General features: G+C 52.1%; 14 protein-coding genes. 9 read left to right on the top strand and 5 right to left on the bottom strand.

The window, feature by feature from the left end; translation table 11 throughout:
* The first annotated feature begins 555 nt into the window (after window positions 1-555).
* From SH449x_RS08255 to fliM, 5 genes are all read left to right on the top strand, one after another.
* Complete coding sequence (locus SH449x_RS08255) at window positions 556-3,897, top strand: PSD1 and planctomycete cytochrome C domain-containing protein (RefSeq protein WP_482380860.1); 3,342 nt, start codon at window positions 556-558, stop codon at window positions 3,895-3,897.
* A 60-nt stretch (window positions 3,898-3,957) separates the two neighbouring features.
* Window positions 3,958-6,459, top strand: coding sequence for a ribonuclease R family protein (locus SH449x_RS08250; RefSeq protein WP_482380859.1), 2,502 nt, complete (start codon window positions 3,958-3,960; stop codon window positions 6,457-6,459).
* A gap of 203 nt (window positions 6,460-6,662) precedes the next feature.
* Entirely contained in the window at window positions 6,663-7,691 is a 1,029-nt protein-coding gene (locus tag SH449x_RS08245) for an ROK family protein (RefSeq protein WP_482380858.1), read from the top strand.
* Window positions 7,692-7,723: 32 nt separating this feature from the next.
* A complete protein-coding gene (locus SH449x_RS08240; RefSeq protein WP_482380857.1) occupies window positions 7,724-9,016 on the top strand; it encodes a glutamate-5-semialdehyde dehydrogenase in 1,293 nt (430 codons plus the stop codon).
* Window positions 9,017-9,048: 32 nt separating this feature from the next.
* Window positions 9,049-10,059 (top strand): flagellar motor switch protein FliM, encoded by a 1,011-nt coding sequence (gene fliM / locus SH449x_RS08235; protein ID WP_482380856.1) that lies wholly within the window; start codon window positions 9,049-9,051, stop codon window positions 10,057-10,059.
* Between the two features lie 29 nt (window positions 10,060-10,088).
* Here fliM and SH449x_RS08230 read toward each other — a convergent pair whose 3' ends face one another.
* A complete protein-coding gene (locus SH449x_RS08230) occupies window positions 10,089-11,438 on the bottom strand; it encodes an outer membrane protein assembly factor BamB family protein (RefSeq protein WP_482380855.1) in 1,350 nt (449 codons plus the stop codon).
* 133 nt (window positions 11,439-11,571) lie between these two features.
* Window positions 11,572-14,880 carry an outer membrane protein assembly factor BamB family protein gene (locus SH449x_RS08225; RefSeq protein WP_482380854.1) on the bottom strand — a complete coding sequence of 1,103 codons (3,309 nt, stop codon included), beginning with the start codon at window positions 14,878-14,880 and terminating at the stop codon, window positions 11,572-11,574.
* Window positions 14,881-15,267: 387 nt separating this feature from the next.
* On the opposite strand from SH449x_RS08225, the gene SH449x_RS08220 reads away from it, so the two are divergent.
* On the top strand, window positions 15,268-16,392 hold the full coding sequence (locus tag SH449x_RS08220) for a DUF1559 family PulG-like putative transporter (RefSeq protein ID WP_482380853.1): 1,125 nt from the start codon (window positions 15,268-15,270) through the stop codon (window positions 16,390-16,392).
* A gap of 143 nt (window positions 16,393-16,535) precedes the next feature.
* Window positions 16,536-16,973, top strand: a complete 438-nt coding sequence (locus tag SH449x_RS08215) for a hypothetical protein (protein ID WP_482380852.1) — start codon at window positions 16,536-16,538, stop codon at window positions 16,971-16,973.
* 93 nt (window positions 16,974-17,066) lie between these two features.
* Here SH449x_RS08215 and SH449x_RS08210 read toward each other — a convergent pair whose 3' ends face one another.
* From SH449x_RS08210 to SH449x_RS08200, 3 genes are all read right to left on the bottom strand, one after another.
* Window positions 17,067-18,917, bottom strand: coding sequence for a beta-propeller fold lactonase family protein (locus SH449x_RS08210; protein ID WP_482380851.1), 1,851 nt, complete (start codon window positions 18,915-18,917; stop codon window positions 17,067-17,069).
* On the bottom strand, window positions 18,859-19,485 hold the full coding sequence (locus tag SH449x_RS08205) for a TlpA family protein disulfide reductase (RefSeq protein WP_482380850.1): 627 nt from the start codon (window positions 19,483-19,485) through the stop codon (window positions 18,859-18,861). The genes SH449x_RS08210 and SH449x_RS08205 overlap by 59 nt, the downstream gene beginning before the upstream one ends.
* 133 nt (window positions 19,486-19,618) lie before the next feature.
* Window positions 19,619-20,206: a thioredoxin family protein gene (locus SH449x_RS08200; RefSeq protein WP_482380849.1), complete on the bottom strand. Its 588-nt coding sequence runs from the start codon at window positions 20,204-20,206 to the stop codon at window positions 19,619-19,621.
* Between the two features lie 440 nt (window positions 20,207-20,646).
* On the opposite strand from SH449x_RS08200, the gene SH449x_RS08195 reads away from it, so the two are divergent.
* A complete protein-coding gene (locus SH449x_RS08195) occupies window positions 20,647-21,321 on the top strand; it encodes a hypothetical protein (protein WP_482380848.1) in 675 nt (224 codons plus the stop codon).
* Window positions 21,322-21,529: 208 nt separating this feature from the next.
* Window positions 21,530-24,148, top strand: a complete 2,619-nt coding sequence (locus SH449x_RS08190) for a M14 metallopeptidase family protein (RefSeq protein ID WP_482380847.1) — start codon at window positions 21,530-21,532, stop codon at window positions 24,146-24,148.
* Window positions 24,149-24,153: the final 5 nt, after the last annotated feature.

Raw genomic sequence — 24,153 nt, 5'->3', positions numbered from 1 at the left:
GAGTAGGCGCGGGGGGATGGCTTCAGGCACCTCGAACGCAAAGAACGGTGCTAGCCCATTATTCATTGCCCCACCGACGCAAACGACGGAATGAAGGCGTTCACGATCTATGCGACGCACCTAATTCTCCCGAAGTGGTAGTCCGACCATCGATAGCTCAAAGCTGCTCACACGAGTGCACGAACACTCCAGTTGTGAACAGGTTATCGTCTCACCAATTTCGAGCTTACTGATCGACGCGTATTCTTGGCTTGTGAACCAGCCGTCCTCAAGCGTGAGTTGCCTTCTTATTCACCCTCCCGAAAAATTCGGGAGGGTCGAGTGGAGGAACGATCACGAGGGGAGGGGGCTTTAGGAAGGGCTAATCGGTCGGAGCCGTTATGCGATGCGGTGCGGTCGCCCCTCTCCAATTCGGCCCTCGACTCGAAGTTGCGTAGGAGCTGAACACGGTACAAAGGCAGAATGATGACAGGGCGGGTGGGCAGGGGGTGCTCAGCGCGGGGATGATCGTGAACGGACGCACGCACATTAACACTCTAGATTCCTGAGATCATTTTGCCATACATCATTCTGCCTTTTTTGGTGCTGCTGCGGGTAAGAGTCTTAAGTGAATCTTCCAACTGGTCCAGTACACCTAGCCGATATTGCGTTTACAATGAAGGTCGTGTCCTTGGCACGATTTTGCTCGCCTCCTCCCTGCCACCCACCAGACTCTCACTTATGCGAATGCACCCCACCATAGCCTTGTTGATCACGTCGCTCTTGCTTCAATCTACGATACTCGCAGCAGATCCGACCGGCTCAAACGGGAACGACGAAACGGGATCGGACAAGGTACGTTTCAACCGCGATATTCGACCCATTTTGAGCCAGGCATGTTTTCGATGCCACGGCTTTGACGAGAAAACTCGCGAGGCTGGACTGCGCCTCGATACCGTAGAGGGTGCTCATGAGGTTCGAGAAGATGGGCTCGCTCCCGTTGTGCCAGGGGACTTGGACCGCAGCATGGCCTGGGCCAGGATTCTGTCTGAGGATCCCGACTCGGTGATGCCACCTCCACAATCCAATCGTCAACTGACTGAAAACGAGAAGGAGCTGATCAAGCTGTGGATCGAACAAGGTGCTGAGTACGAAAACCATTGGTCCTTTGAACCTGTACAACCAACGACGGGCGATGTCTCGATCGACCAACTGCTTGATCGAGAGATTGCGAACGTCGGCTTAACGACGACGCCTAAAGCCGATCCAGTAACCTTGATTCGTCGGGCCGCCTTAACTCTAACAGGTTTGCCACCAACACCAGAACAAGTGAATCGTTTCGTTAGCGATCCGTCGGATGAGCAGTATGAAAAATTGGTCGATGAACTTTTAAGCAACCCTCATTACGGTGAGGAGATGGCCAAGCATTGGCTCGACGTGGCTAGATATGGGGACACGCACGGTCTGCATTTGGATAATGAGCGAACGATGTGGGCTTACCGCGACTGGGTGATCGATGCCTTCAACGAAAATTTGCCTTACGATCAATTTACGATCGAACAATTGGCAGGAGATTTGCTTCCCTCTCCCACAAAGAAACAACTGGTTGCGACAGGCTTTAATCGTTGCAACGTCACAACCAGCGAGGGTGGAGCAATCAATGAAGAATTTCTCTACCGTTACGCTGTCGATCGAACTAGTACCACCGTACAAGCCTGGCTTGGCCTAACAGGTGGATGCGCCGTATGTCACGATCATAAATATGACCCACTCTCGACGAAAGAGTTCTACTCACTCTATTCCTTTTTCTACAGCGCTGCCGACCCGGCAATGGATGGCAACATTCACGACACGCAACCTTTCTTGAAGCTCGCTACTCCAGAGCAACAACAAAAACTAGAAGAGCTCAAAGCCAAAGAATCGCAGTTGCGAGCAGCCTTGCTGGCAATCGCTGGGAATCCCGTGCGTCGCTCTGATTTGCAGATCGCACGACCTGCTACCTCGGAAAGCTCTACTGCAACTGAGATCTCAGAAGGCCCGGCCACTAGTCACGTTTGGCGTTCAGAAGTTTGGTTGAACGACTTGATGCCCCTAAGCGTTAGCGCGAGAAACACGTCTCGCAACGCGGAAACTTGGGTTAGCTCAGGAGATGCTCCCATGGGCCAACGATTCATTCGCCAATCGTTTGGAGACAAGTTTGAACAATTTCTGTCCGGTGGGTGGCTAACCAATGAGTTGCCCAAGAACGGCTCGCTGAGCTTCTGGGTGAGGCCCGATAGATACGAAACGCCAGTTAGCATTTACGTCCAAGTAAAGGCCGACAACAAAGCAGTTCGCCGAGTATGGGCTAACTCCGTTGAAAACGGGCGATCGGTCGGTGGAAATGAGAAGACCATTCTCGGGCCAGTCCCTAAGCCCGGCGTTTGGACACAACTAACTGTTTCGATGGCCGACTTGCCGGCAGGCTCCTCATTGCAGGAACTCCAGTTTGGTTTGTTCGGTGGCGTTTGCGACTGGGATGGCTTTGTGTGCACAGGAAGCTTCGAGCAAACCACCACCGAACCTTCATGGATCACCTGGTGGAAAAAGCAATCCGGACGGTCGCTACCGCTAGCGGATGGCTTGACCGGGAAAGCCATTAAAGACGGACCAAACAAAAACGATGAGGCAGATGCCGCATCGAAAGCACAGACGGAGTCGGCCGTAGCGGCCTACTACTATGCTTACATCGGAGATGATGTTTCCGAAGAGTTAAGACAAGCACGCGCCGAATGGGAAAGAATTCGGATCGCGATCGCTGACCTGGAAAGTCAGATTCCCGGCACACTCGTCTATCGTGACGAAGCGACGCCCCGGCAGGCGCACATCATGACCAGGGGGCAGTACGACCAAAAAGGTGAGGCGGTAGAGCCGAACACTCCAGCCTTTTTGCCCTCTCTAAAAAGAGATGATCCGAATTCCCGCCCATCTCGATTGGATTTAGCCAAGTGGTTGGTCTCGGCAGAGAATCCGTTAACCGCCCGAGTTGCCGTCAATCGACTCTGGCAACAAGTCTATGGAACTGGTCTGGTTCAAACGAGCGATGACTTTGGCACGCAGGGGACGCCCCCCACGCATCCTGAATTGCTGGACGCATTAGCGGCTGAGTTTATGGCTAGAGGATGGGACATGAAGAAGCTGATGAAGAAACTGGTCATGACTCGAGCCTTTCAGCGTTCGGCCGTAGTAAACGAACAGGATGGAACAATCGATCCGGAAAATCGCTACCTTGCTCGTGGTCCTAGGATTCGATTGGATGCAGAGCAAATTCGAGACAATGTCTTGGCATCAGCAGGGCTGCTCAATCGGGAGTTTGGAGGGGTCGGTTTCAAAGGATACCAGCCCCCTGGAATTTGGGAGCCTGTTGGATATGGTGACTCGAACACTCGTTACTACGTCCAGGATCATGGGGCCAGCATCTACCGGCGCAGCATCTACGCATTCTTCAAGCGGACCGCTCCTCCTCCGTTCCTGAGCAATTTTGATGCACCGAACCGCGAACAGTTTTGTAGTCGTCGGGAACGCAGCAACACGCCCTTGCAAGCGTTGCAGCTTATGAACGACATTCAATACGTAGAAGCTGCCAGACACTTAGCCGAAAGCATTGTCCGGCAAGACTTGGCGTCGGATCGAGATCGGTTGCAGGTCATTGTTAGGACCGCACTTTCCAGGGAGCCCACGGAAAGCGAGCTAGACCGGTTGCAATCCGCCTATGATGCCTTTCGAGAGCGATTTCAGGAGTCTCTTGAAGATGCACGGAGGTTGCTAAAGGTGGGAGAAAGTCCCGCAGACCCGACCCTGAAGGCGCAGGAGGTTGCAACCCTTTGCCTGGTGTCGAACTTGGTTTTCAATTTGGATGAGTTCGTAAATCGCAACTAGATCAACCTGGAATTCATCGCCGCGCTAGCCATTTGCAAGGGTTTGAGTTATCCTAGATTGATGAATTCTGAAACTATTGCTGAACAAATCCTCCGTATCGTTTACGCGGAGGGATATCGACCGATGAAGCCAAAGGGGCTTCATAAAAGCCTTAAGTTGACCGATGACGCTTATCGCGAGCTAAGGCGAGCGATCAAGAAATTGGTCCGCGAAGGGAGACTCGTCTTCGGTTCCAATCATTTGGTTTTACGGCCCGACTCCCCAGCCGCTCCCTCCGCCAAACCTGTCGTCCGTGCTCCTCGGCCCAAGCCGCAGCCAGACCATAGAGAGCCGTCTGAGGGCAGAGGTCTGCTTACCGGCCCGGCTAACGAGCCTGAAATCACCAACGAGCCTGAAATCGATGACGAACTCCATGACGATCTCGAAACGGTCGACGAGGAAACTGCTGACGACTCTTACGGTGAGCATGATTTAGCTGAAGACGAATCCGGCGATGAAGAGTCAAGCTCTAAGGGGGGGAAACGATCTAAAGAATTGGTCGGAGTATTTCGAATCGCCCCCACTCGACAGTTTGGGTTTGTCAAGCTGCCTAAAATCGCGGGCAAGGAATCGGAAGACGAAGTTTTTATCCCTCCCCGATTCACCAAGAATGCCATGGATGGTGATACCGTCAAAGTACGGGTTACCGAACGAACCCATGATCGCACAGTGGGGAAGGTTGTGGAGATCGTCGCGCGCGGTCGACGCGAGTTTGCAGGTACGTTCAAGTACATCGAATCGCAAGCAGTCGTGTGGCTGGACGGTGCCAATCTAGGCCACCCCGTCAAGATCGGTGATGTGCGTGGTTTGCCCGTCGAAGAGAACGACAAGATCATCGTCGAACTAGTCCGTTTTCCCGACTTCTTTCAGCCGGGCGAAGCCGTCATCATGAAGGTGCTCGGAAGCAATAAGAATCCGGCTGTTGACACGTCGGCGGTGATGTACCAATTCGGACTTCCCGAGGAGTTTCCTGAGAATGCCATCGAGGTCGCGCGAGCACAAGCCGACTTGTTCGATGATACCGTCATTCCCGAGGGGCGTGTTGATTTGACCGGTACGACGACGGTAACGATTGACCCATTCGATGCGCGTGACTTTGACGATGCCATCTCGCTTACGAAGAACGAAAAGGGGAACTGGGAGCTGCAGGTCCACATCGCCGACGTATCGCACTTCGTTCCGGTAGGAAGCGCACTAGATATCGAGGCTCAACGGCGAGCGACCAGTGTCTATTTGCCTGATCGCGTGATCCCGATGATCCCGGAGATCATCAGCAATCATCTCGCTTCGTTGCAGCCTGATAAGAACCGCTTGGCGAAGACCGTTTTTATGGAGTTCAGTCCGGAAGGTGTGCTTCTTTACAAGCGTGTCTTTAACAGTGTCATACGCAATCACTATCGTTTTAACTATGAGCAGATCGATCACTTCTTGGCGAATCGCGAAGAGTGGCGCGAGAAACTCTCCCCCGAGGTTTACTTGGTGGTCGAGCGCATGCATGAGCTAGCCATGATGCTAAGGCGACGCAGGAACGAGCAGGGGGCCTTGGAGCTGGTTTTACCGGAGGTCAAAATCGATCTCGATAAATCCGGCAAGGTAAAGGGAGCTCATTTGGTTCATCATACCGAGAGCCATCAAGTGATCGAGGAGTTCATGCTGGCCGCTAACGAGGCCGTTGCATCTTGGTTAGATGAGCTAGAGCTACCTTTTCTAAGGCGTGCTCACGCCCCCCCAAATCGATTGAAGCTGCGGCAACTCAATCAATTTGTAAACTCGTTGGGAATCGAGTCTGAGGATCTAGAGAGTCGTTTTGAGATACAACGCGTGGTCAACAGCGTACGTGGCTTATCAACCGAGTATGCTGTCAACTATGCGATTCTCAAAAGCATGTCTAAAGCGGTCTATCAAGCATCGCATGAACGCCACTACGCGCTGAACATGTCGCACTACTGTCACTTCACGAGTCCGATTCGTCGCTATCCCGATTTGGTGGTGCACCGAATCGTTCAGAAGCTGATTACTGGCGAGCCAGCCAAGGAAGACGAGCAGGTTCTGGAGCGGCTTGGTGAGCACTGCAGCGCGATGGAGCAGAATGCAGAGGCGGCTGAGCGGGAATTGATCAAGGTCAAGCTACTGCACTTTCTGTCCAAGAAGCGAGGAGAGCTTTTGAGCGGCGTGGTTGCTGGCGTCAAGTCGGTTGGCTTGACTGTTCGGGCGACAGAGATTCCGGTCGACGGTTTTATAAGGACAGAGGATTTACCACCGGATCGATATCGATTTTCGAGAGACACCCATTCGCTAGAGGGCTTTAGGAGCGGCAATCACTATCGCCTTGGGGATGAAGTGATTGTTCGGATTAAATCGATTGACATGGTGCAGCGTCAGCTTCTTTTTGAACTAGAAAAGATCACCCGATCCGTACCTTTGACTAGTGTTGGTAAGAGATCGGATCGTGCGAGAGGCTCGAGGGGACAAAAGCCTTTTGACAAGAAACCCAAGCAAAAGAAGAGAAAACGAGATCGTTAACGCGAGGACAGCTTGCATGGCTTTCGCCTTGTGAAAGCCTATTTTGGACGAGCAAGACGCTTCTGTAGCCATTATGTAGGGGCGTTTTGACTAGTGTGAGTTTGAGCTATAATCGTCGTGTGTTCTTTCGACCGCGAGCCTGTAAGTCTCCCGGCAAGTTTTGAGGCACACGGTAAACTCATTCCGCTTTTCTGTAGCTTTCAATGCAAAATCCATATCTTTGCGGTTTCGATCTTGGTGGCACCAAAATGTTGTGCGTGGTGCTAGATCGCGAGAACCGCATCGTGTCTCGCAAACGGAAAAAGACCAAGGGGAATGACGGACCGACTGCTATCGTGGATCGCATTCACGAATTGGTGCGAGAGACTTTCGAAGAGGCTGGGTTGAGCGTTGATCAGATGGCAACGCTCGGTGTGGGCTGTCCTGGCCCCGTGAACATGGATAAAGGGGTCGTCAACGTCGCCGTGAATTTGGGTTGGAAGAATGTGCCATTGTCCGCCATGCTCGAGGAAAAGCTCAAGCGACCTGTCTCGGTTTTGAACGATGTCGATGCCGGGGTGTACGGAGAATACTCACTCGGTGCCGGACAGGGAGCTCAAAGCGTGGTAGGGATTTTCCCTGGGACCGGAATTGGTGGTGGCTTCGTGTACGAGGGAAAGATCCTCCGGAGCAAACGCTCTTCGGTTATGGAGATCGGTCATACTAGGGTCGCATCATCGAATCGAAACAGCGGAGTCGATATGACTGGAACACTCGAAAGCGAAGCGAGCCGATTGGCGATCGCAGCCGAGTGCGCCAAGTTGGCTTATCGCGGCGAGGCACCCTACTTGTTCAAACAGGTCGGAACGGATCTATCAAAGATTCGGAGCAAGGTACTGGCTGAATCAATTCGCGAGGGAGACAAAGCGGTCGAGAACATCATTCGGCGTGCAGCCCAAACAGTTGGATACAGCGTGGTCAACGTCATCCACATGCTCTGCCCGGAAGTCATCGTTCTAGGAGGTGGCTTGGTCGAGGCCTTGCAGGAAATTTACATGGAGGAAGTCACCAAGACCGCCAAAAAGAATATCTTGCAATGCTACAGCGGTATGTTTGAGATCAAGATGGCCAAGCTCGGCGATGATGCTGGTGCGATGGGAGCTGCATTGTGGGGGAGTCTCAAGCAATCCGGAGAGGGAGATCAGATTGCCAATGCTAGCGTTACAGATTCCGGATTGACCCTGCCGAGCTAAATAGAGATACTCCCGGCGGTGAGTTTCCTATTTTGCACAAGTTGTCCATGTCATCATCAAATCTAGACGCTGATATTGTCGGTTACTGTCACGACGTTGCAAAGCGTGCCAAGATCGCGTCACGTCTTCTGGTTTCCATATCAACGGACATAAAGAACAACTGGCTTTTAGAGTCGGCGAAACAAATCAGATTGAAGACGGATCGCATTTTACGGGCAAATCAACTAGACATCGAACAAGCGGAAAGCCTGGAGTTAACCGAAGCGCAGAAAGATCGCTTGCTCCTAACGACGGACCGCATTTCTCAGATTGCAAATGGACTGGAGGAGGTTGCCAATCTTTCCGATCCGGTCAACGAAATACTGGAGGAATCCACTCGCCCCAATGGGATTCGCATTAGAAAAGTTCGAGTGCCACTGGGGGTGATCTTTTTCATTTACGAATCCAGACCGAACGTAACCGCCGATGCTGCTGCAATTGCTGTGAAAAGTGGTAACGCCATCATACTGCGAGGTGGCAAAGAAGCGATGCACAGCTCGCGGGCCTTGGTTGAGATACTGCGAAACGCCGCGTTGGACACGGGGATTCCGGTTGATGCTTTGCAGCTGATCGAGACGAACGATCGAAGTGCGGTGGGGCATTTATTGCAGCTCGCGGATCAGATCGATTTGGTGATACCTCGTGGAGGCGAAGGGCTCATTCGACGCGTGGTCTCAGAAGCCACTATGCCAGTCCTGAAGCATTATGATGGAAATTGTCATGTGTACATCGATGCGGACGCCGATTTAGACATGGCTTTAAGAATTGTTGAAAACGCCAAGTGTCAGAGAATGGGGGTCTGTAATGCAATGGAATCTTTGGTGGTACACCAAGGGATTGCAGCCCAGTTTCTACCCAGATTAGAGCAACAGTTGAAACCGTACAACATCGAGTATAGAGCCGATGATCGCGCGTGTGGGTTGCTCAGCAATGCGGTCCGTGCATCCGAAGAGGATTGGAGCAAAGAGTACTTAGGCCCCATCATGAGCGTGCGAGTTGTCGACAGCTTGGACGAAGCGATCGAGCATATCAACTGCTACAGTTCCAAGCACACCGAATCGATTATCACGCGGAATCAAGAGGCTTCGCAGAAGTTCCTTTTGGAGATCGACTCCTCGGCGGTCATGGTAAATGCATCCACCCGTTTTAATGATGGCGGACAACTTGGCCTGGGAGCTGAGATAGGAATCAGTACCGACAAGTTTCATGCGAGAGGCCCGTGCGGTTTGAAAGAGTTAACGACGTACAAGTATGTTGTGTCAGGTAACGGCCAGATTCGGTCCTAGGTTAAATTCGTGAATAGGGGAGGGATACCCGAATGTCAGATGACGTATTGAGCCGGAACGATGTCGAAGACCTACTAAAGTCTCTCGATGCTGGCGGTGCCGCGCCGCCCCCCCCGGAAGCAAAGAAGCCAGAGGCTAAGAAACCGGCGGCTCCAAAAGTTCGCATCCTAGCGTATGATTTCAAACGGCCTGAGCGGGTCGGTAAAGAGCAGATGCGAGCATTGCAATCCTTGCACGATGGCTTCTCTCGGAATCTTGGAGCATCCCTTTCAGCGGTCCTGAGAACGATGGTGGAAGTCAGGTTGATCAGTGTCGATCAGTTGACCTATAGCGAGTTCGTCTATAGTTTGACCATTCCCACTTGCTTTAACCTTCTCAAGCCCATGCCGCTTGAGGGCAACTGGGTGCTGGACATCAGTCCTGGGTTATTGTTTCCCATTATCGATCGGCTTTTGGGTGGTGGAGCATCAAATGATTCCACGCTTAAGCGGCCACTATCAGACATTGAGTTGCGTTTAGCAAGCCGCATCACCAATGTCTTTATCAGAGAGCTCCATTCCGCTTGGACCAACATTGTTGACCTAAAAATCGAAGTGGAACGGGTGGAAAGCAATCCGCAACTCGTGCAGATCGTGCCACCAAACGAAGTGGTTGTGATGGTCAGTTTCGAGCTGTCGATTGGACAAGTTCGAGGCATGATCAATTTGTGTATCCCCTTCAATACAATCGAGCGGGTAAACAGCAAGCTGACCAGCAACAGTTGGGTTGGTTACGCCTCAGCAAGAACGTCGGAGAATTCCGTCCAGCAGATAACCGATAGGCTAGATGGCTCTAATGCGGAAGTGATAGTCACCCTGGCCAGATCCACGATCAAAACGGCAGATTTGTTCGATTTAGAAATTGGTGACATCATAACAACCGAGAAAGATACTCGCGAACCGCTTGAAATTGAAATCTCGGATCGCGTTAAGTTCCTCGCGTCAGCCGGCGCTTACAAAGGCCGAAAAGCCATACAAATCCAAGCTGTTATCGATAAACCTTAGCGCTCGTGTTGCTTCTATTCGGAGGCGATCTACGGGGTTTTTCGGATGCAATATAGATATTCGATGCCTCGGAAGTAGATAGATTCGTTATCGATTGCCGGAGTCGCCCAAAAGGTGTCATCCAACTTCCCTCTACCAATCGTTTCGCAAGAAGCGTCTGCCTTGATCAAGATTCCGTTGCCTTGCTCATCCAGATAGAGAATCTTGTCGTTGAGCAAAATAGGACTCGCAGCGATAGACCCAAAACCGTCTATTCTCCGTTCGTTAACCTTGTTGCCCGTAGCAGCCTCATAGACTCGAAGAATGTTGTTGTCGTTCACAAAGACGAACGTCCCTGTCGACAATGGGGAGGCCATCCCTGGTGCGGCTTTCTTCTCTACCCAATCACAACCCTCGAAGGCTTCGTTCTTTTTCTTGGGGGACAGATCGCCTGCAGTTCCTGCACGAAGTGCGAACAGCGGGCCTTTTGACATCGGATCGGAGCCACCAAAGTAGATACGACTCTCGTCCGACGCGATCGAACATGCCGTCGGGGCTTTGACGTTGGCAACCCGCCATAGAATCTCGCCAGTTTTCGGATCTAAAGATTCGATCAGTTCACCACCGGAAATAACGAGCTCTGTTCTCTGCTGGTTACTCCAAACGATCGGAGAGGCCCACGAACTCCCCTTGCGTTCGCGCTGGTGAGACCACTTCTTTTCGCCAGTCTCAACATGCAAGGCGACAACGAATGCACTCCCCTCCGTGAAGTGTTGGATGAAAACGAGATCATCGTGGATAGCAAGCGAACTGCCGGTGCCGAAACCATTGTTGGTCGGAAACACGCCGAGCTCCTGCTTCCAGCGCATCTCGCCATCGGGTGACAAACCGGCTGCAATACCGGTAGCTCCAAAGAAGGCGACGATTCCTTTGGAATTACCCACTGGGGTCTCGGTCGCATAGGTGTTCGAGGGATGAACGGGATACTTAGGCTGCCCCTCGCAGACGGTTGTGCTCCATCGCTTCTCACCTGACTGGGGCTCGTACGAGTGCACTTGCCAGGCGATATTTGTTTTCGGAGCTGGGGTCAAGCCTCCCAGTCCCATGCTTTGCGGCATGCGTGCTCCGCCAGAAAAGTTCTTAGGCTTAAGATCTTGGTCGGAAACCGCTGAAGTGACGAAGAGGCTATCACCTACGATAATTGGCTGCGACCAGCCCGTGCCGGGTACAGGCACCTTCCACGCGAGATTCGTTGAGTCCGACCATTCCAGGGGAGCGTTAGCTAGTGCACCTTTCGCCGAACCACCCGTCCCACGGAACTGAGGGAAGTCGGCTCGAGTCATCTGCGGCAAAGCTAACACCGTTAAGCAGCAGCCGAAGCGAAGAATATGTTTTAACATCACTGACCTTTCCATTATCTGGCATCATAAGGAGTGCACGAAGAGAGCACGCATGGCACAATATTATACCAGGTCGCCCACTCACGTTCCTTCACCAGCCTAGAGCAAGGCCAAACAACTCGTGCTATTCCTACTATTCGTCTCCTCCAAACGGCACGAATGCCATCGATGTCTGAAGCGGGAAATTGCATACGCAACTAGCACTTGCCTCGGGAATCAGCAGCCGCCCACCCGAAGGAATCATGTTGATCCAGCAGCCAGGACGACTCGGAGCGAGAGCTGTGAATTTGCCCCCTGCCCCAGTCTGTAGATTCAGAACGGTAGGATTGGTAGCACGAAAAAAAAGACTCGACCCGCAACCGCTCAAGCTACCGCAGCTATGTCCGGGACGAACCAGCGACCAGTCCATGGGGGCTCCCGATGGAACACGCCTCTCTCCCGACGCCAAGTCGTAAATAAATGGTTCGACCACCAACCAGCGTTCACCGTTTGTTTGCTGCAATACAACGGGATGATGAACTTGCTCCCCATGATATAGGCCTTGGCGAACATGAGTATGGCTCGACTCCCAATCGAGCGAACCATCGGTCAGACGTAGTACTCGCACTCCATATTTTGCGACATCTAGTTTCTCGTCGCTCGAGGAACCGACCAAGATGACACGATCATCAGCGACCAGCAGATAGATAATGTTTTTGGCTTCTTGCCAGTTCAATGGCTCTTCCCACAACAACTTTCCATTGCTCATGTCCAGACAAACGACATAGGCATCTTGCATGAGAACCGACATTGGGACTCTGTCGGTCGCGTGGGCCATGGCTGCGGCCCCTCTCGCCTCCACAAACAGAACATGGCCCGCTGGACTAACTATTTGGGTGTCGACCGCGGTGGATTGCAGGGCGGTGGATTGCAGGGCGATGGTGCTATGGATCACCAACCCCTTTTCGCGACTCCAGTGGTAGCCACCGTCAGGACTCAAGCAACCGAACCATCGGCTGCACACAAGTGGTCGTTCGGACCGGTAGTCTTGATCGGAGTACTTTCGACGGGCTTCAGACGGTTCATCGATAGCTAGGCGGGCAGCGGTTGGTTTCATTCGCGATGCAAAAAGCCGCCCTGACCATTCGGCGAGATAACCCCAACGAAGCCCATCAGATTCTTCAGCAGACCGCGTTTTGTCTTTGGCTTCAGGGTATCGCAAATCGTTCCAACGAATCCGGCTATGGATCTCTCCACGAAACGAATCGATGCACCAAATCTCATCAGGTGTCGCCGTGTAGAAAGTCGCTCCGTCATCGGTCAAACAAGAATAACCGGCATCAAATGGCATCACATATCTCATACTGCCTGGCGGCAACTCCAGCTTCCATCGTTGGGTACCATTGGCTGGGTCCACCCCGATGAGCGATCCATCACCGTGCATAACGAGTGCCCCTCCAGCAGCCAGTGGGGCTTGTCCACGCAAGTGCCTATCCGGCATTGGTCGAGGGCCAACTCCTCCAAACCACTGAAGCTGTAGGGTTTGCGTTTGAGCTAGCTTTGCGTCCTCCGTCGCAGAAAGGTTATTAGGAGCCGCGTACTGGTGTCTCCATGCACCTGCCGTGGAAGCGACCCTTTTTGCGAAGTGGGTGCCGTCTGTTTTTTGCCAAACACCTGCACCGGGGGCGAGCATGCTCTCGATCTCTTTCTCCGAACGGGAGCTGTTACGGGATTCGATCACAACGTTGAATAACTGTTTGGCAAAGGGTAGCGGCTCAGATGCTGGTTGAAATCTTACAACACCCCTGATTCCGTAGATTCCAAGCTCGGCCCAACGTTGCCTCATTGCAGTCGCATCAGTTGCCGATTCAGTTACATGCACGACATGAAACTCGGAGTTGGCGATCAAATTCTCGGATAACAAGCTGTCCTCTTCCGACCCCAGCACCAACGCGAATCCTACACCAACCGGAGACTCGGCCAGCAACTTTTCAATGCGAGGTAACAACGGCGTCGACAATGCTGACAGCTTCAAATTACCCTTAGAATTACCAAATATTTGCTGGGAACCATCGTTGTCTCGAGAAGGTTCACCACTCACGAACCCGTAGATCGCTCCTGAACGAGTTGTGGCGACGAGCACGGCTGATTGTTTGCCTGTCTGCTTCTCGCCTTGCTGTGCAGCATTGGTCTGTAGTTCTGGAGGTGTCGCATCGGATACCGCTAGATAGACGATTTCCTCGCTCTCGTTGGGTAATGCGAGAGTATGCAGCAACTCTCCATCCTCCGCCCTGTAAATCTCAACATTGGGGCCGCTTGCTACGAATACCAAAAGATCGGGGGCGACTCCAGAAACGATAACCGACTGCTTCAGCGTGCAAGGCTTCGACCAAATCTCTGAATCGGCTGCCTCAGCGAAGATTTTCTGGGCATCGTAACATACCAATCGTTCCCCAGTGGCAACCCAAATCCTTCCTTCCCCTGCTGCGGTGGCTCGCCCCTGAAAAGGAAGCATTTTTGGTTGTGACTTTGATGAAGAGCTGTTCAGCACTTGATCTACACTTACACCCTCGAATTGCTTTTTATTGCCTGGTCCTGCGAAGAATGCATCCGGGGTAAGCATACAGAAGCTCCCCCCGGCTGATGGTAAGCTACCCTGAATCTCACCGTCATCGGTACCAATCAGGAATGGAATAGAACGGCCTTCTGGGGCAATAAACCGATCGGGATCTACCTCCAACAGATAGCCTTGTGGCGATTTTGGTAAGGAATGACGCCAAATCGTTTCACCAGTACTTGCATTTAACGCGGCCACATAGACATTCTGACTAGGGAACAGCCCCGCACAAACATAGAGACGATCCCCCTGAACCAATACCGACGTTCGGATCGGATGAGAACTAATCAATCGTCCGTTACCAACAATCCAACGCTCATCAGATGCGATCCTTGACTCCCAAAGCAAGCTACCATCGTTCAAACGGACCGAACGAACGATACCATCATCGGAACCGAAAAAGGCGAGCCCCCCAAAAATCGAGGGCGCAAAACGAATTGGTGCACCGGCGTAGAATTCCCATAGTAGTTCACCGGAGACAGGATCCAACGATACCAAACGATCAGAGGCAGACGAGGGAACGAGGACATGTAGCTTCCCCAAATCGTCCCATCCGATGACAGGTGCATCTCCTTGATCGTCGTCGACACGAGGCTCGATGTAGTCCAACTGTTGCCACAAACTGCCTCGCGCAGGTTCTGGCCAAGCGGGTTGCGGGGGAGCGGATCGATTGTACTCCCATCGCAATTCCCATTTGGCGAGCGGTAATGATTGAACGACAAAAGACGAACGTTGCGTAGTACCGCGATGCTCGGGCCAATCCCCTCTCGCAATCTGCACACCGAGCACGAGAGTCATGAGACTCAACCAACCCGAGACGTTGAAACGGAGTCGTGATGAATGCATGCAACAAAACCTTCTGCGAATTGCGTTCTGACGGTAAATCTACGATGACAGAATAACGATGTGCCAGCAATTCGCAATCAGCAAGTCCAACGCACACCAGGCTGTCATTAATCTATCGTTAATCAAAACTTCACATCATCTTAACCGAGCAACCTAGGGAAGTTCCAGCTCCATTAACCATCCATCTACGATACGCTTACAGACGCCGTTAAAGTAAGCGGTTCCAAGAACGGTCATCTTCGTCAACGCAAAGATGGTGTAGTTTAATTGATCAAGTTGTCTATCACTCGACGAGGCCTTAGCATCTCTAGCGAGGCCGTGACGTCGGCCACACCGATCACGTTCGATTTCCTTATTTCGTAGTCTGATACACAAGGTTTTAGAGTCATGTCGTTCCATCCTCCCAGCTCAAAACACGCCCGCCGTGGATTCACGCTAGTTGAGTTGCTTGTTGTTATCGCGATCATTGGAATTCTAGTAGGTTTGTTGCTGCCTGCTGTCCAATCAGCGCGAGAAGCCGCACGTCGCATGCAATGCATGAACAACGTCAAACAATTGACACTCGCAATCCACAATTATCACGATGCTTTTCGCGCAACACCGCTGCACATGCACCGAGCTGCCCATGATTGGGGCGGCGCGGGGGCATCTGGAAACCTATCGTGGTACTTCGGTACCCTTCCATTCATTGAAGCGACTAATGCATACAACTTCGTGCCATCGGCTTTCAGTGGAAGCGGTTTTTCCTGGAACGGGATCGTCAGCGGTAACACGGAACTTGGGCAAATTGCACGCCAGCGGATACCGAGTTTTGTCTGCCCCAGCGAGAGCGTCGAGAACGTGAATGTACCAAGGCTTGCCAACTTTAATTACGTAGCGAACGCAGGCCCCCCGCGTCACATCGCTTTGCCTCTGTCAGGTACCTCGAGCAATTCGCGTGGGTTCATCTCCCACTCGCGTGTCACTCCAGGCCGACCTAACACCGTCAATTGCAGCGGCAACTGGCTCGCAGGAGCCAACAACACGGTACGCTTTAATTCATTCACCGATGGCCTATCGAACACTGCCGCCATCAGCGAGTCCTTGGTGAACGAAGGACAAGGACGCTCTCGAGATCGCAGAAGAAACCTTTACTATACCAACTCTGCTCTGATCCAGGTGCCCAACACTCCGATCGCAGCCGTCGTCGCCGATGGATTGGCGGGCCACGTGAACTGGCCTGATTGGGGACAATACAAAGGGTTGAGCTGGATCTATACAAGCTCCTGGGAAAAGCACTTGTACAATCACGTATTCCCCCCGAACACGATTTCCATCCCTGGTTATAACACCGACTGGTTCCGATGTAGCGAAGCTGATGGAGCTATCACTCCATCAAGCAATCACGTCGGTGGCATCCAAGTTTCCATGGCAGACGGCTCGGTGCAATTCATTTCGGATTCGATCGATCTCAACGTTTGGTGGGCCTTGGGCACTCGCAACGGTGGCGAAGTCGTCAATCTAGATTTGTAGTCATCAGACAGCCTCAGGCTTGCTTTGCTTTCGCGCGGAATGGGTCGCGCGAAGAAATTCTTTCAACACTGGCCGCACAATAATGCGGCCAGCTTGGTATGATCCTCAAACTCGTGTGATAGTCACTCTTTCTCCAGCCTTAAATGAACATTCATAAAACCCTCCTGCCGTTACTTCTATTGGGTCTCTCCTTTACTGCGGTCTCCTGCGATAACCAATCTGCTCTGGATAAACGAATGGATGAGTTCCGATACACAGTCGACTCGCTTGCGGAAACTATCGCCCCTCGTCTTGCCTTAGTCGGGGATAAAGCCACGTCCAAAACCTCGACGCCCGGCCGAGGTGGCGAAGACATCGACGCGGGACGGAGTTCGCAACCAGAAGATAGCCGCCCCGATCCGAACAGCATGGAATCGGTAGTGGCAGAGGTAATCACGAAGTTTGACAATATCGACCCAAAACGCAATAAGATGGATATGCTCAAAGAGCTGGTCGCCAAGCTACAAGCTTCTGGAAAAGTAAGCGAGAAAACGATCCAAAACTTTGAATCCGCTGTTACGTCAACTCTCCAAGCTCCGTAACTGCGGAACCAAGACTAACAAGCCTTCGAGCCCCATTAGCCCCATTAGCCCCTGGTATTCGAAAGCTGATTAGGCTCAAAAACTGGACGTCCTTTACAACGTTCTTAGATAAGCGATCAAATCATTCATTTCGTCGTCGGTCAGTTTGGAACCGGCGACTTTCTCAGGTGCATGAGGACCAGTGAGCAACTCACGCAAATTCTCCGCTCTGCCGTCGTGAAGATAGTGCACCTTGCGAAAAACACCTCGTAGCGTCGGGGTACAGAAACCGACGTACGCGTCACTCTTGCTTCCCAAACCTAAGTCGTGCACCTCGCCGTCTGTGAAATGTGGACCAACATGGCACGAAGCACAGCCACCTCTTTCTCCCTCAAAAATGAGTCGCCCTCTCTCAACAGATTCTTCGATTTGCGTTCGCTGCTGATATGGATTAAGCGGTGCACTTAGGCTGGAGAAAAATGCAATAAGTGCCTCCGCGTCACCTTCCTTCGGATCTGGCCCCAACATGGTTGTTTTCAGCGAATGGTTCATCGCATTTTTGAGGTCTGTCTGCCAACCATGCCATGTCCATGGCCCCGTCTGGTCGAGTTGGTACAGGGGCAAAACCGTCTTAAATGTAAACGCACTACCATCGTTAAACGTGTCCATGGTGACAGAGTTTGTACCACCTTCGTAATGACAACTATGGCAACTGTACCACTGATCCAGGCTTCTGCGTGCATCATAGAAGATAGCTTCCCCTTTTCGTGCCAAGGAAACAACCTGCTCACCGCCCAGATCGATTTCGCGAACAATGGCTCGATCTTTAAGATCTATGATCTGAATGGAATTCTTAAGATAATTGGCTACGAATACCGTACGGCTGTCGTCGGCAATTCGCAATCCCATCGGGCGACCTCCCAACTCGACGCGATAAAATCGTTCGCGATCTTTCAAAAGGGCGTCATCAATATGGTCAGTGCTACCACGCTCTTGAAATGGTAGGCTCTCCGTTTGTAGAACCAACAATTCCTGACTCCCGGTAGCCGATATGACGGCATACCGATCATCAGCAGTCAAATCGATTCCGTGGGGATCCGCTACCGCTCGGCCAGCTGGATCGAGAGATAGGGCTTCCCTGCGTGCGTCATCTTCAAAGCCGATTCGTCCGAGCCGGCTGGCGAGGACCCATCCGATTTGAATGTTGCGCTGGGAGATCGGGTTCCGACGATAAACCATCCAGGGAAAGTAGACTTTCTGACCGTCCCTCGACAATTTCATATGGCCAATATTGAGGCCAACAAAACGATCGACGTGCACCAGCTCTCGTCGCTCCACATCGACGATCGATATCCCACGATCTCCGCTCGTACCCACCGCCAAACGCGTTCCATCTGCGGACATCGCAAGATAACGAGGCCATCGACCGACAGTTATTCGATCGACGACTTTCCTTTGCTTCAAATCACATATCGCAATTTGGTCCTCATCTGTCATCGCGACATAAACCAAATCACCATCTGCAGACATGGCGATACCGGTTGGTTGAGAGCCTAAAGAAATGCTCGCAATAGTCTTCAGACTGGAGCCTACCACCTCTAGCCAATGCAGCTCAAAGCCATGACTGCATGTCACCAATACCTGCTCATTGGATGGATGCAAGGCGATCGCAGCGGGCTTTGCCCCCACCACCATCTCATCAAGCACAACGCCATCCGCAACGCGGACCAAGGAAACAGAGTTTGACGTCTGATTGGCGGTCGCAATCCAAGTCCCATCGCGGGAAACAACCAAATCGACAGGAGAACGATTCACATCTCCCTTCAGACAGGAATCATTTGCGATCCCTACCATCAATGCCAACAGCCCTACTATCAATGCTTTGGGACCACGCACGCAAAGAAACCTATGGCGATTCCTGAAGTAACTCTTGAACTCTTTCATCAATTCTTTCAACTGGTTCACCGTTCTCGATTCCCTCTGGATCTCCACTAAAGGAATATCGCAATGTCCCTTGCCGATCATAGAGCCTGTAAAACGGTACATCACCGCGCAAGCCAAAGGCTTCGACGAACTCTGCCCCAGCTCCGTACGGAGTGAGCAAAGTAGCCAGCTGGGCATTCTTACGTTTGAGAAAATCCGAAACTGATTGCTCATCATCCGGCTCGTCCATCGTGACGGTGAAAACCTTAAGCCCCTCAGCTTCATGCATCGCCGCAAGCTGCACGGTGTGTGGAAATTGCTGCACACATGGACCGCACCAAGTAGCCCAGAAATCGACGAGAACGACACTCCCTTGACTCTTAGCCAGCCATTCGGACAGCGTTTTCTCATCCCCCCGAATGAGATTCACTGCGCTGGTTCCCCCTTTTGAGTCGTCGCCAGAATCTCCGGCACTCGAGCTCATACTTGCTCGCTGCTCTCCTTCGGTCCGCTCAAGATTCTTAGGCTGGTCGCAGGCGGAGAGCAACAGGGTGCTTGTGAGCATTCCAAAAGCAAAGAGCTTTGCCTCATGGCAAATGAAACGACTCAAATGAATCCCTCCGCTGCGTGTAAATCAAGGAAATGACATCTCACCAAACTACTCCTACAGCTTGCCACGATCATCGTAACCCTTCTGAGGAGTAGTCTATAATAACACGATTCATTTCAGCTAAATCTTTAACCTATTTCTTATTAGGTTTGATACCGCAACCGAACGCCTTGGTGGTGCTAACTTCAGGTCGATCGCCTGCCAAAAGAGCGTTCACAGCATCTTCGATGTAACTAACCTTCGGGGCGGTTTGCTTGTCATCAAACGAACCTTGGTAAGCTAGCATCCCCTTGGAATCGAGGATGAACAAGTGAGGAGTGACTTTTGCACCGAAGGCCCGGGCCGAGTCTCCCGATTCATCGTAGACATAGGGATAGTTAATCCCTTTTTCCTCAACTCGTTCCTTCATCGCCTTGAGATCCTCGGACGAGTTGACGTTGATGGCGATAAACTTCACGTCTTTGTTGGAGTACTTCTTCTGAAACTCAATGAACCGGTCTTCGTATGCCACAGCCACTGGGCAACGATTGCAGGTGAACGCAATCACGGTCGCCTTCGCTCCCTCGGTGCTCGCTAGCGAGTACTCTTTTCCGTCGACCCCGGTCGCCTTAAATTCAGGAGCCTTGGCCCCAATCTCCAACTCCGCAGCAACACCCCAAGAAACAAAACCAACAGTCGCCGCAGCGGCAAAAGCTAGCATCAAGACATTTCGTCGCAACATTACCTAAGCTCCTTTTTCGAACCTCATACATCACGCAACTATTGCGTCTAGTCTCTGGAATGAATGTGAGAGACCATGAACGCTTGCTACGTAAACTACCTTAACAAGGTTCGAGAAAAGGAAATCCCGCAGAAACGGAATTGGAGGAGATAAAGCAAGCGTCAGAGGAAAACCGGTTTATTCCAGCCAATGCGCCTGAGACGAGTCTACATTCCCAAAGCTCCGGGCTAGTTTCTCCCTTTGGGGACACCAATTGGTATCGCTGCTCGGGGCACTGCGGGTCTATTCCCTCTGACGTTCGTCTGAGCTGCGTACTGCTATGTTGCAATGCTGGCATTCCGCTACAGCTGTCCTTGTGTATAAACTTGGTAAAATTTCCGGATTGTAGCGGCTGTAGTGGCCGATACTCCCCTCGTCGGTCTTACTTCACGGGGGAGCATATGAAGGCGTTAGCATTTGTCTTGATCGGTACGGCAGTACTGCTTGGTTCGATGGGGTGTACGGGAATACGAGTCGTTCATCGCGGTGGACATGGCATGCACGATCCTTACAGCGTTGGTTGCGACTCTTGCGGGCATCAGGTGACGTCACCTCTTGGATGCAATACAGGGGCTTGCGGGCCAGGCTTGCTGCAACGCGTTGGTGATCGGCTGAGAGCTGCACACTGCAATTCCGGCTGCGGCGAAGTCTACTGGGATGAACAAATCAACGAGCCGCGAGTTTGCGACCCGTGCAGCTTCCATGGTGAATACGTGGGTGGCGGAGACTGCGGACGATGTCCAGGCGGACTTGCTAGGATCCGAGAGTTGTGGGGATTCCGGTATAGCCCGTCCGACTGCTCGACATGCGCACCAAGCTCTAACGGTAGTTGCCAAACTTGCTCGACACCGAGTTCTCACTACGAGCACAGTGTCGCTCCCAGCCACGAGCCTGCGACTCCAGCCCGCCGGTCGGAACCAACACCTGCGAAACGACCCGAACATCTGGAACCGACAGGCGAAATTCGTTCGACTGTTACCCCGAGACTCGAGCCCTCCGCGAGAATCCCACCAAACCGGCAACGAACCAACGTAGCAAGTCGCGAGAGTGTTCGAACCTCGTCGCATTATCGCTAGGCATTCTTTGCATCCGGAGCTATCTCACCGATCGCATAGTCTGCCCATGGAAGCGTCGGTCGGACTCCTGACCGACCGACAAACCATTCTTAAACCAGTTGTTTCCTAGGAACAGTGCCTTTTCATAGGCTCACGAGGGATCATACTGGTAGGGTAACGTCAGAGACGCAAGTCTCATTTTCTGGATGTTTCCCTTAATACCAACACCATGTTTCGAGTCATCTCTCATACGTTTGCTTTAGCCTGCTGCTGGTTTCTTGTTACAGCCAGCATCTTTGCAGAGGACCTTGAGTACTTCTTTCCCGACGCAGTAGAGTACGATCAGAAACTGCTATCACCAAAAGCGTTTTTCGGATTTGAAATTGGAGAACGCCATCTCCAGCATTACGAACTAGTCGCCTACTTAAAGCACTTGTCCGATTCACCGCGTGTCAAATGGGTGGACTACGGCAAAACTCACGGCAACCGCCCACTGCATGTGCTCCAGATATCCTCCGCAAAGAACATCAAACGACTCGACAAAATTCGGAACGAGCGTTCAGAGCTTATCGTTGGCGGTGAAGTAGACCGAAATTCGGACAAACAACCGCCAGCCGTAATATGGATGGGCTACGGAGTTCATGGGAATGAACCTAGCGCTTCGAATGCTGCTGCCTTGATGGCCTATTATCTAATTGCTGGTAAAAGCAAACAGCATGGCCAGCTTCTATCGTCTTGCGTGATTCTACTCGACCCTTGCTTGAACCCAGACGGATTCGATCGTTTTGCGAACTGGTCCAACTCGCATCGTGGGCAAATACCAAACCCCGACCCACAGCATCGCGAACATAATGAACTGAGTCCTACCGGCAGAACGAACTATTACTGGTTCGACTTAAATCGCGACTGGCTACCTCTCCAGCAACCAGAAAGTGTCGGGCGCATAGAACTGTTCAATGCATGGCGTCCCAATGTCGTGTTGGATTATCACGAAATGGGTGCCAACTCGTCCTACTTCTTTCAACCTGGTGCACCCGGTCGAGCCAACCCCTGGACCCCTAAACGCAATCAAGAGCTGACTCGCGAATTCGCAGCCTACCATGCACGGGCTCTTGATCGAATCGGTTCCCTTTATTTTACCGAAGAGAAATTCGATGACTTCTACATCGGCAAAGGCTCCAGCTACCCTGATGTTCGCGGCTCGATTGGCATTCTGTTTGAACAAGCCAGTGCGAGAGGGCAAATGCAAGAAAGCGTCAACGGATTGCTGGAATTTAAAGCGGCTATTCGAAATCAAATCGCAACGTCTCTGTCTAGCCTCGAAGCGACCGTCTCCAACCGATCAGCATTGAATCGATACCTGGTGGAATTCTATCGTGAATCCGCTGCTCTAGCCGCCGAAGATCCCGTCAAAGCATTCGTTTTCCACGCCGGAAGCGATCATGTGAGGGCTCGCGAATTCATTCAATTGCTCCAGCGTCATGACGTGCAAACCTATCGACTGAACAAATCCTTGACGATCGGAGATCACACGTTTGACTCAAAGGATTCGTACGCTGTCCCTCTCAATCAACGTGAGTACCGTCTGCTTATGGCAATGGTGGAGTCTCGAACCGAATTCGAGAACAATACGTTTTACGACATCTCGGCATGGTCACTCCCTCTTGCTTTCGGGCTAACCTGGGCCAAGTTAACCGATGATCTTGAAGCTGGGATTCCAGAGGATCTTTGGTCTGAAGAACCCGTTGATATTGATTCTATAGAGAGCCCCGTATCCCCAAATTGGTCAGAAACCGATTACGCTTACTTGGTAGAATGGAACTCGGGTCATGCACCTCGAACCTTACACCGATTGCATTCCCTGCAAATCATTGTCAAGGCTGCCACGCAGAGCTTTGAGGTTGAGACTAACCAAGATGAAAGTGCGCCTCTCCAGAAACGTTTCCACGAGGGAACGCTCTTGATTCCACTAGGATTGCAGCGAGACAAATCCGCTTTGATACAAGAAGTTTTGGAAGAAGCGATTCGCGAGGATGAAGTCCGTGTGACTCCTGTCTCGACAGGCTTAACCGCCGTAGGTATCGATCTAGGAAGTGATGCTTTTAAGCGACTCATTGCACCGAAAGTGCTGATGGTGGTCGGAACGGGAGTCAGCGATTACGAAGCGGGCGAGGTCTGGCATCACTTTGATCAAAATCTTCGGATGCCGATCACTATGGTGGATACTCACCGGTTGGGATCTACGAACCTGACTCCCTATACCCACATCATTACAGTCAGCGGATCGTACGCCGGTGTCCCGACGTCTGCGACCGAGCCATTGCAAAATTGGCTCAAAGCGGGTGGCACCTGGATCGCCACCGGAACCTCGGCACAGTGGCTCAATCAACGCAAACTTGCCTCGTTCGAATTCCGCAAACGAGAGGGAGCCCTGCCACTTCGCTTGCCGTACGGTGACGCCGCCGATTTGTCGGTCGTGCATTCCATCCAGGGCTCTATTTTTGACACCGACGTGGACTTGACTCATCCGTTAGCGTACGGACTAGAATCGAATCGTCTGCCAGTGTTCCGAGGGCACGCAATGTTTGTTGAGCCCTCCAAAAATCCTTATTCGACACCACTTATTTATCGCCATGTTGATACGCTTTTGAGTGGATATGTGTCTGCCGAGAACTTGAGCGTGATAGCCGGCAGCGCTGCCGTTCTAGTACAGTCCGAGGGGTCGGGGCGAGTCATCGTTATCGCCGACAACCCCGTCTTTCGCGGGTACTGGCGAGGCACCCAGCGACTGCTCGAAAACGGACTCTTTTTCGGATCTTGGATCAGCGAGCCAAGGGTTCGGGAATGAAGCCC

It is taken from the genome of Brakhagea baltica, assembly GCF_052161605.1.
GTDB lineage: Bacteria > Planctomycetota > Planctomycetia > Pirellulales > Pirellulaceae > JBKCUI01.
The sequence above is the reverse complement of the archived record's forward strand: the minus strand, read 5'-3'. Positions and strand labels throughout refer to the sequence as shown.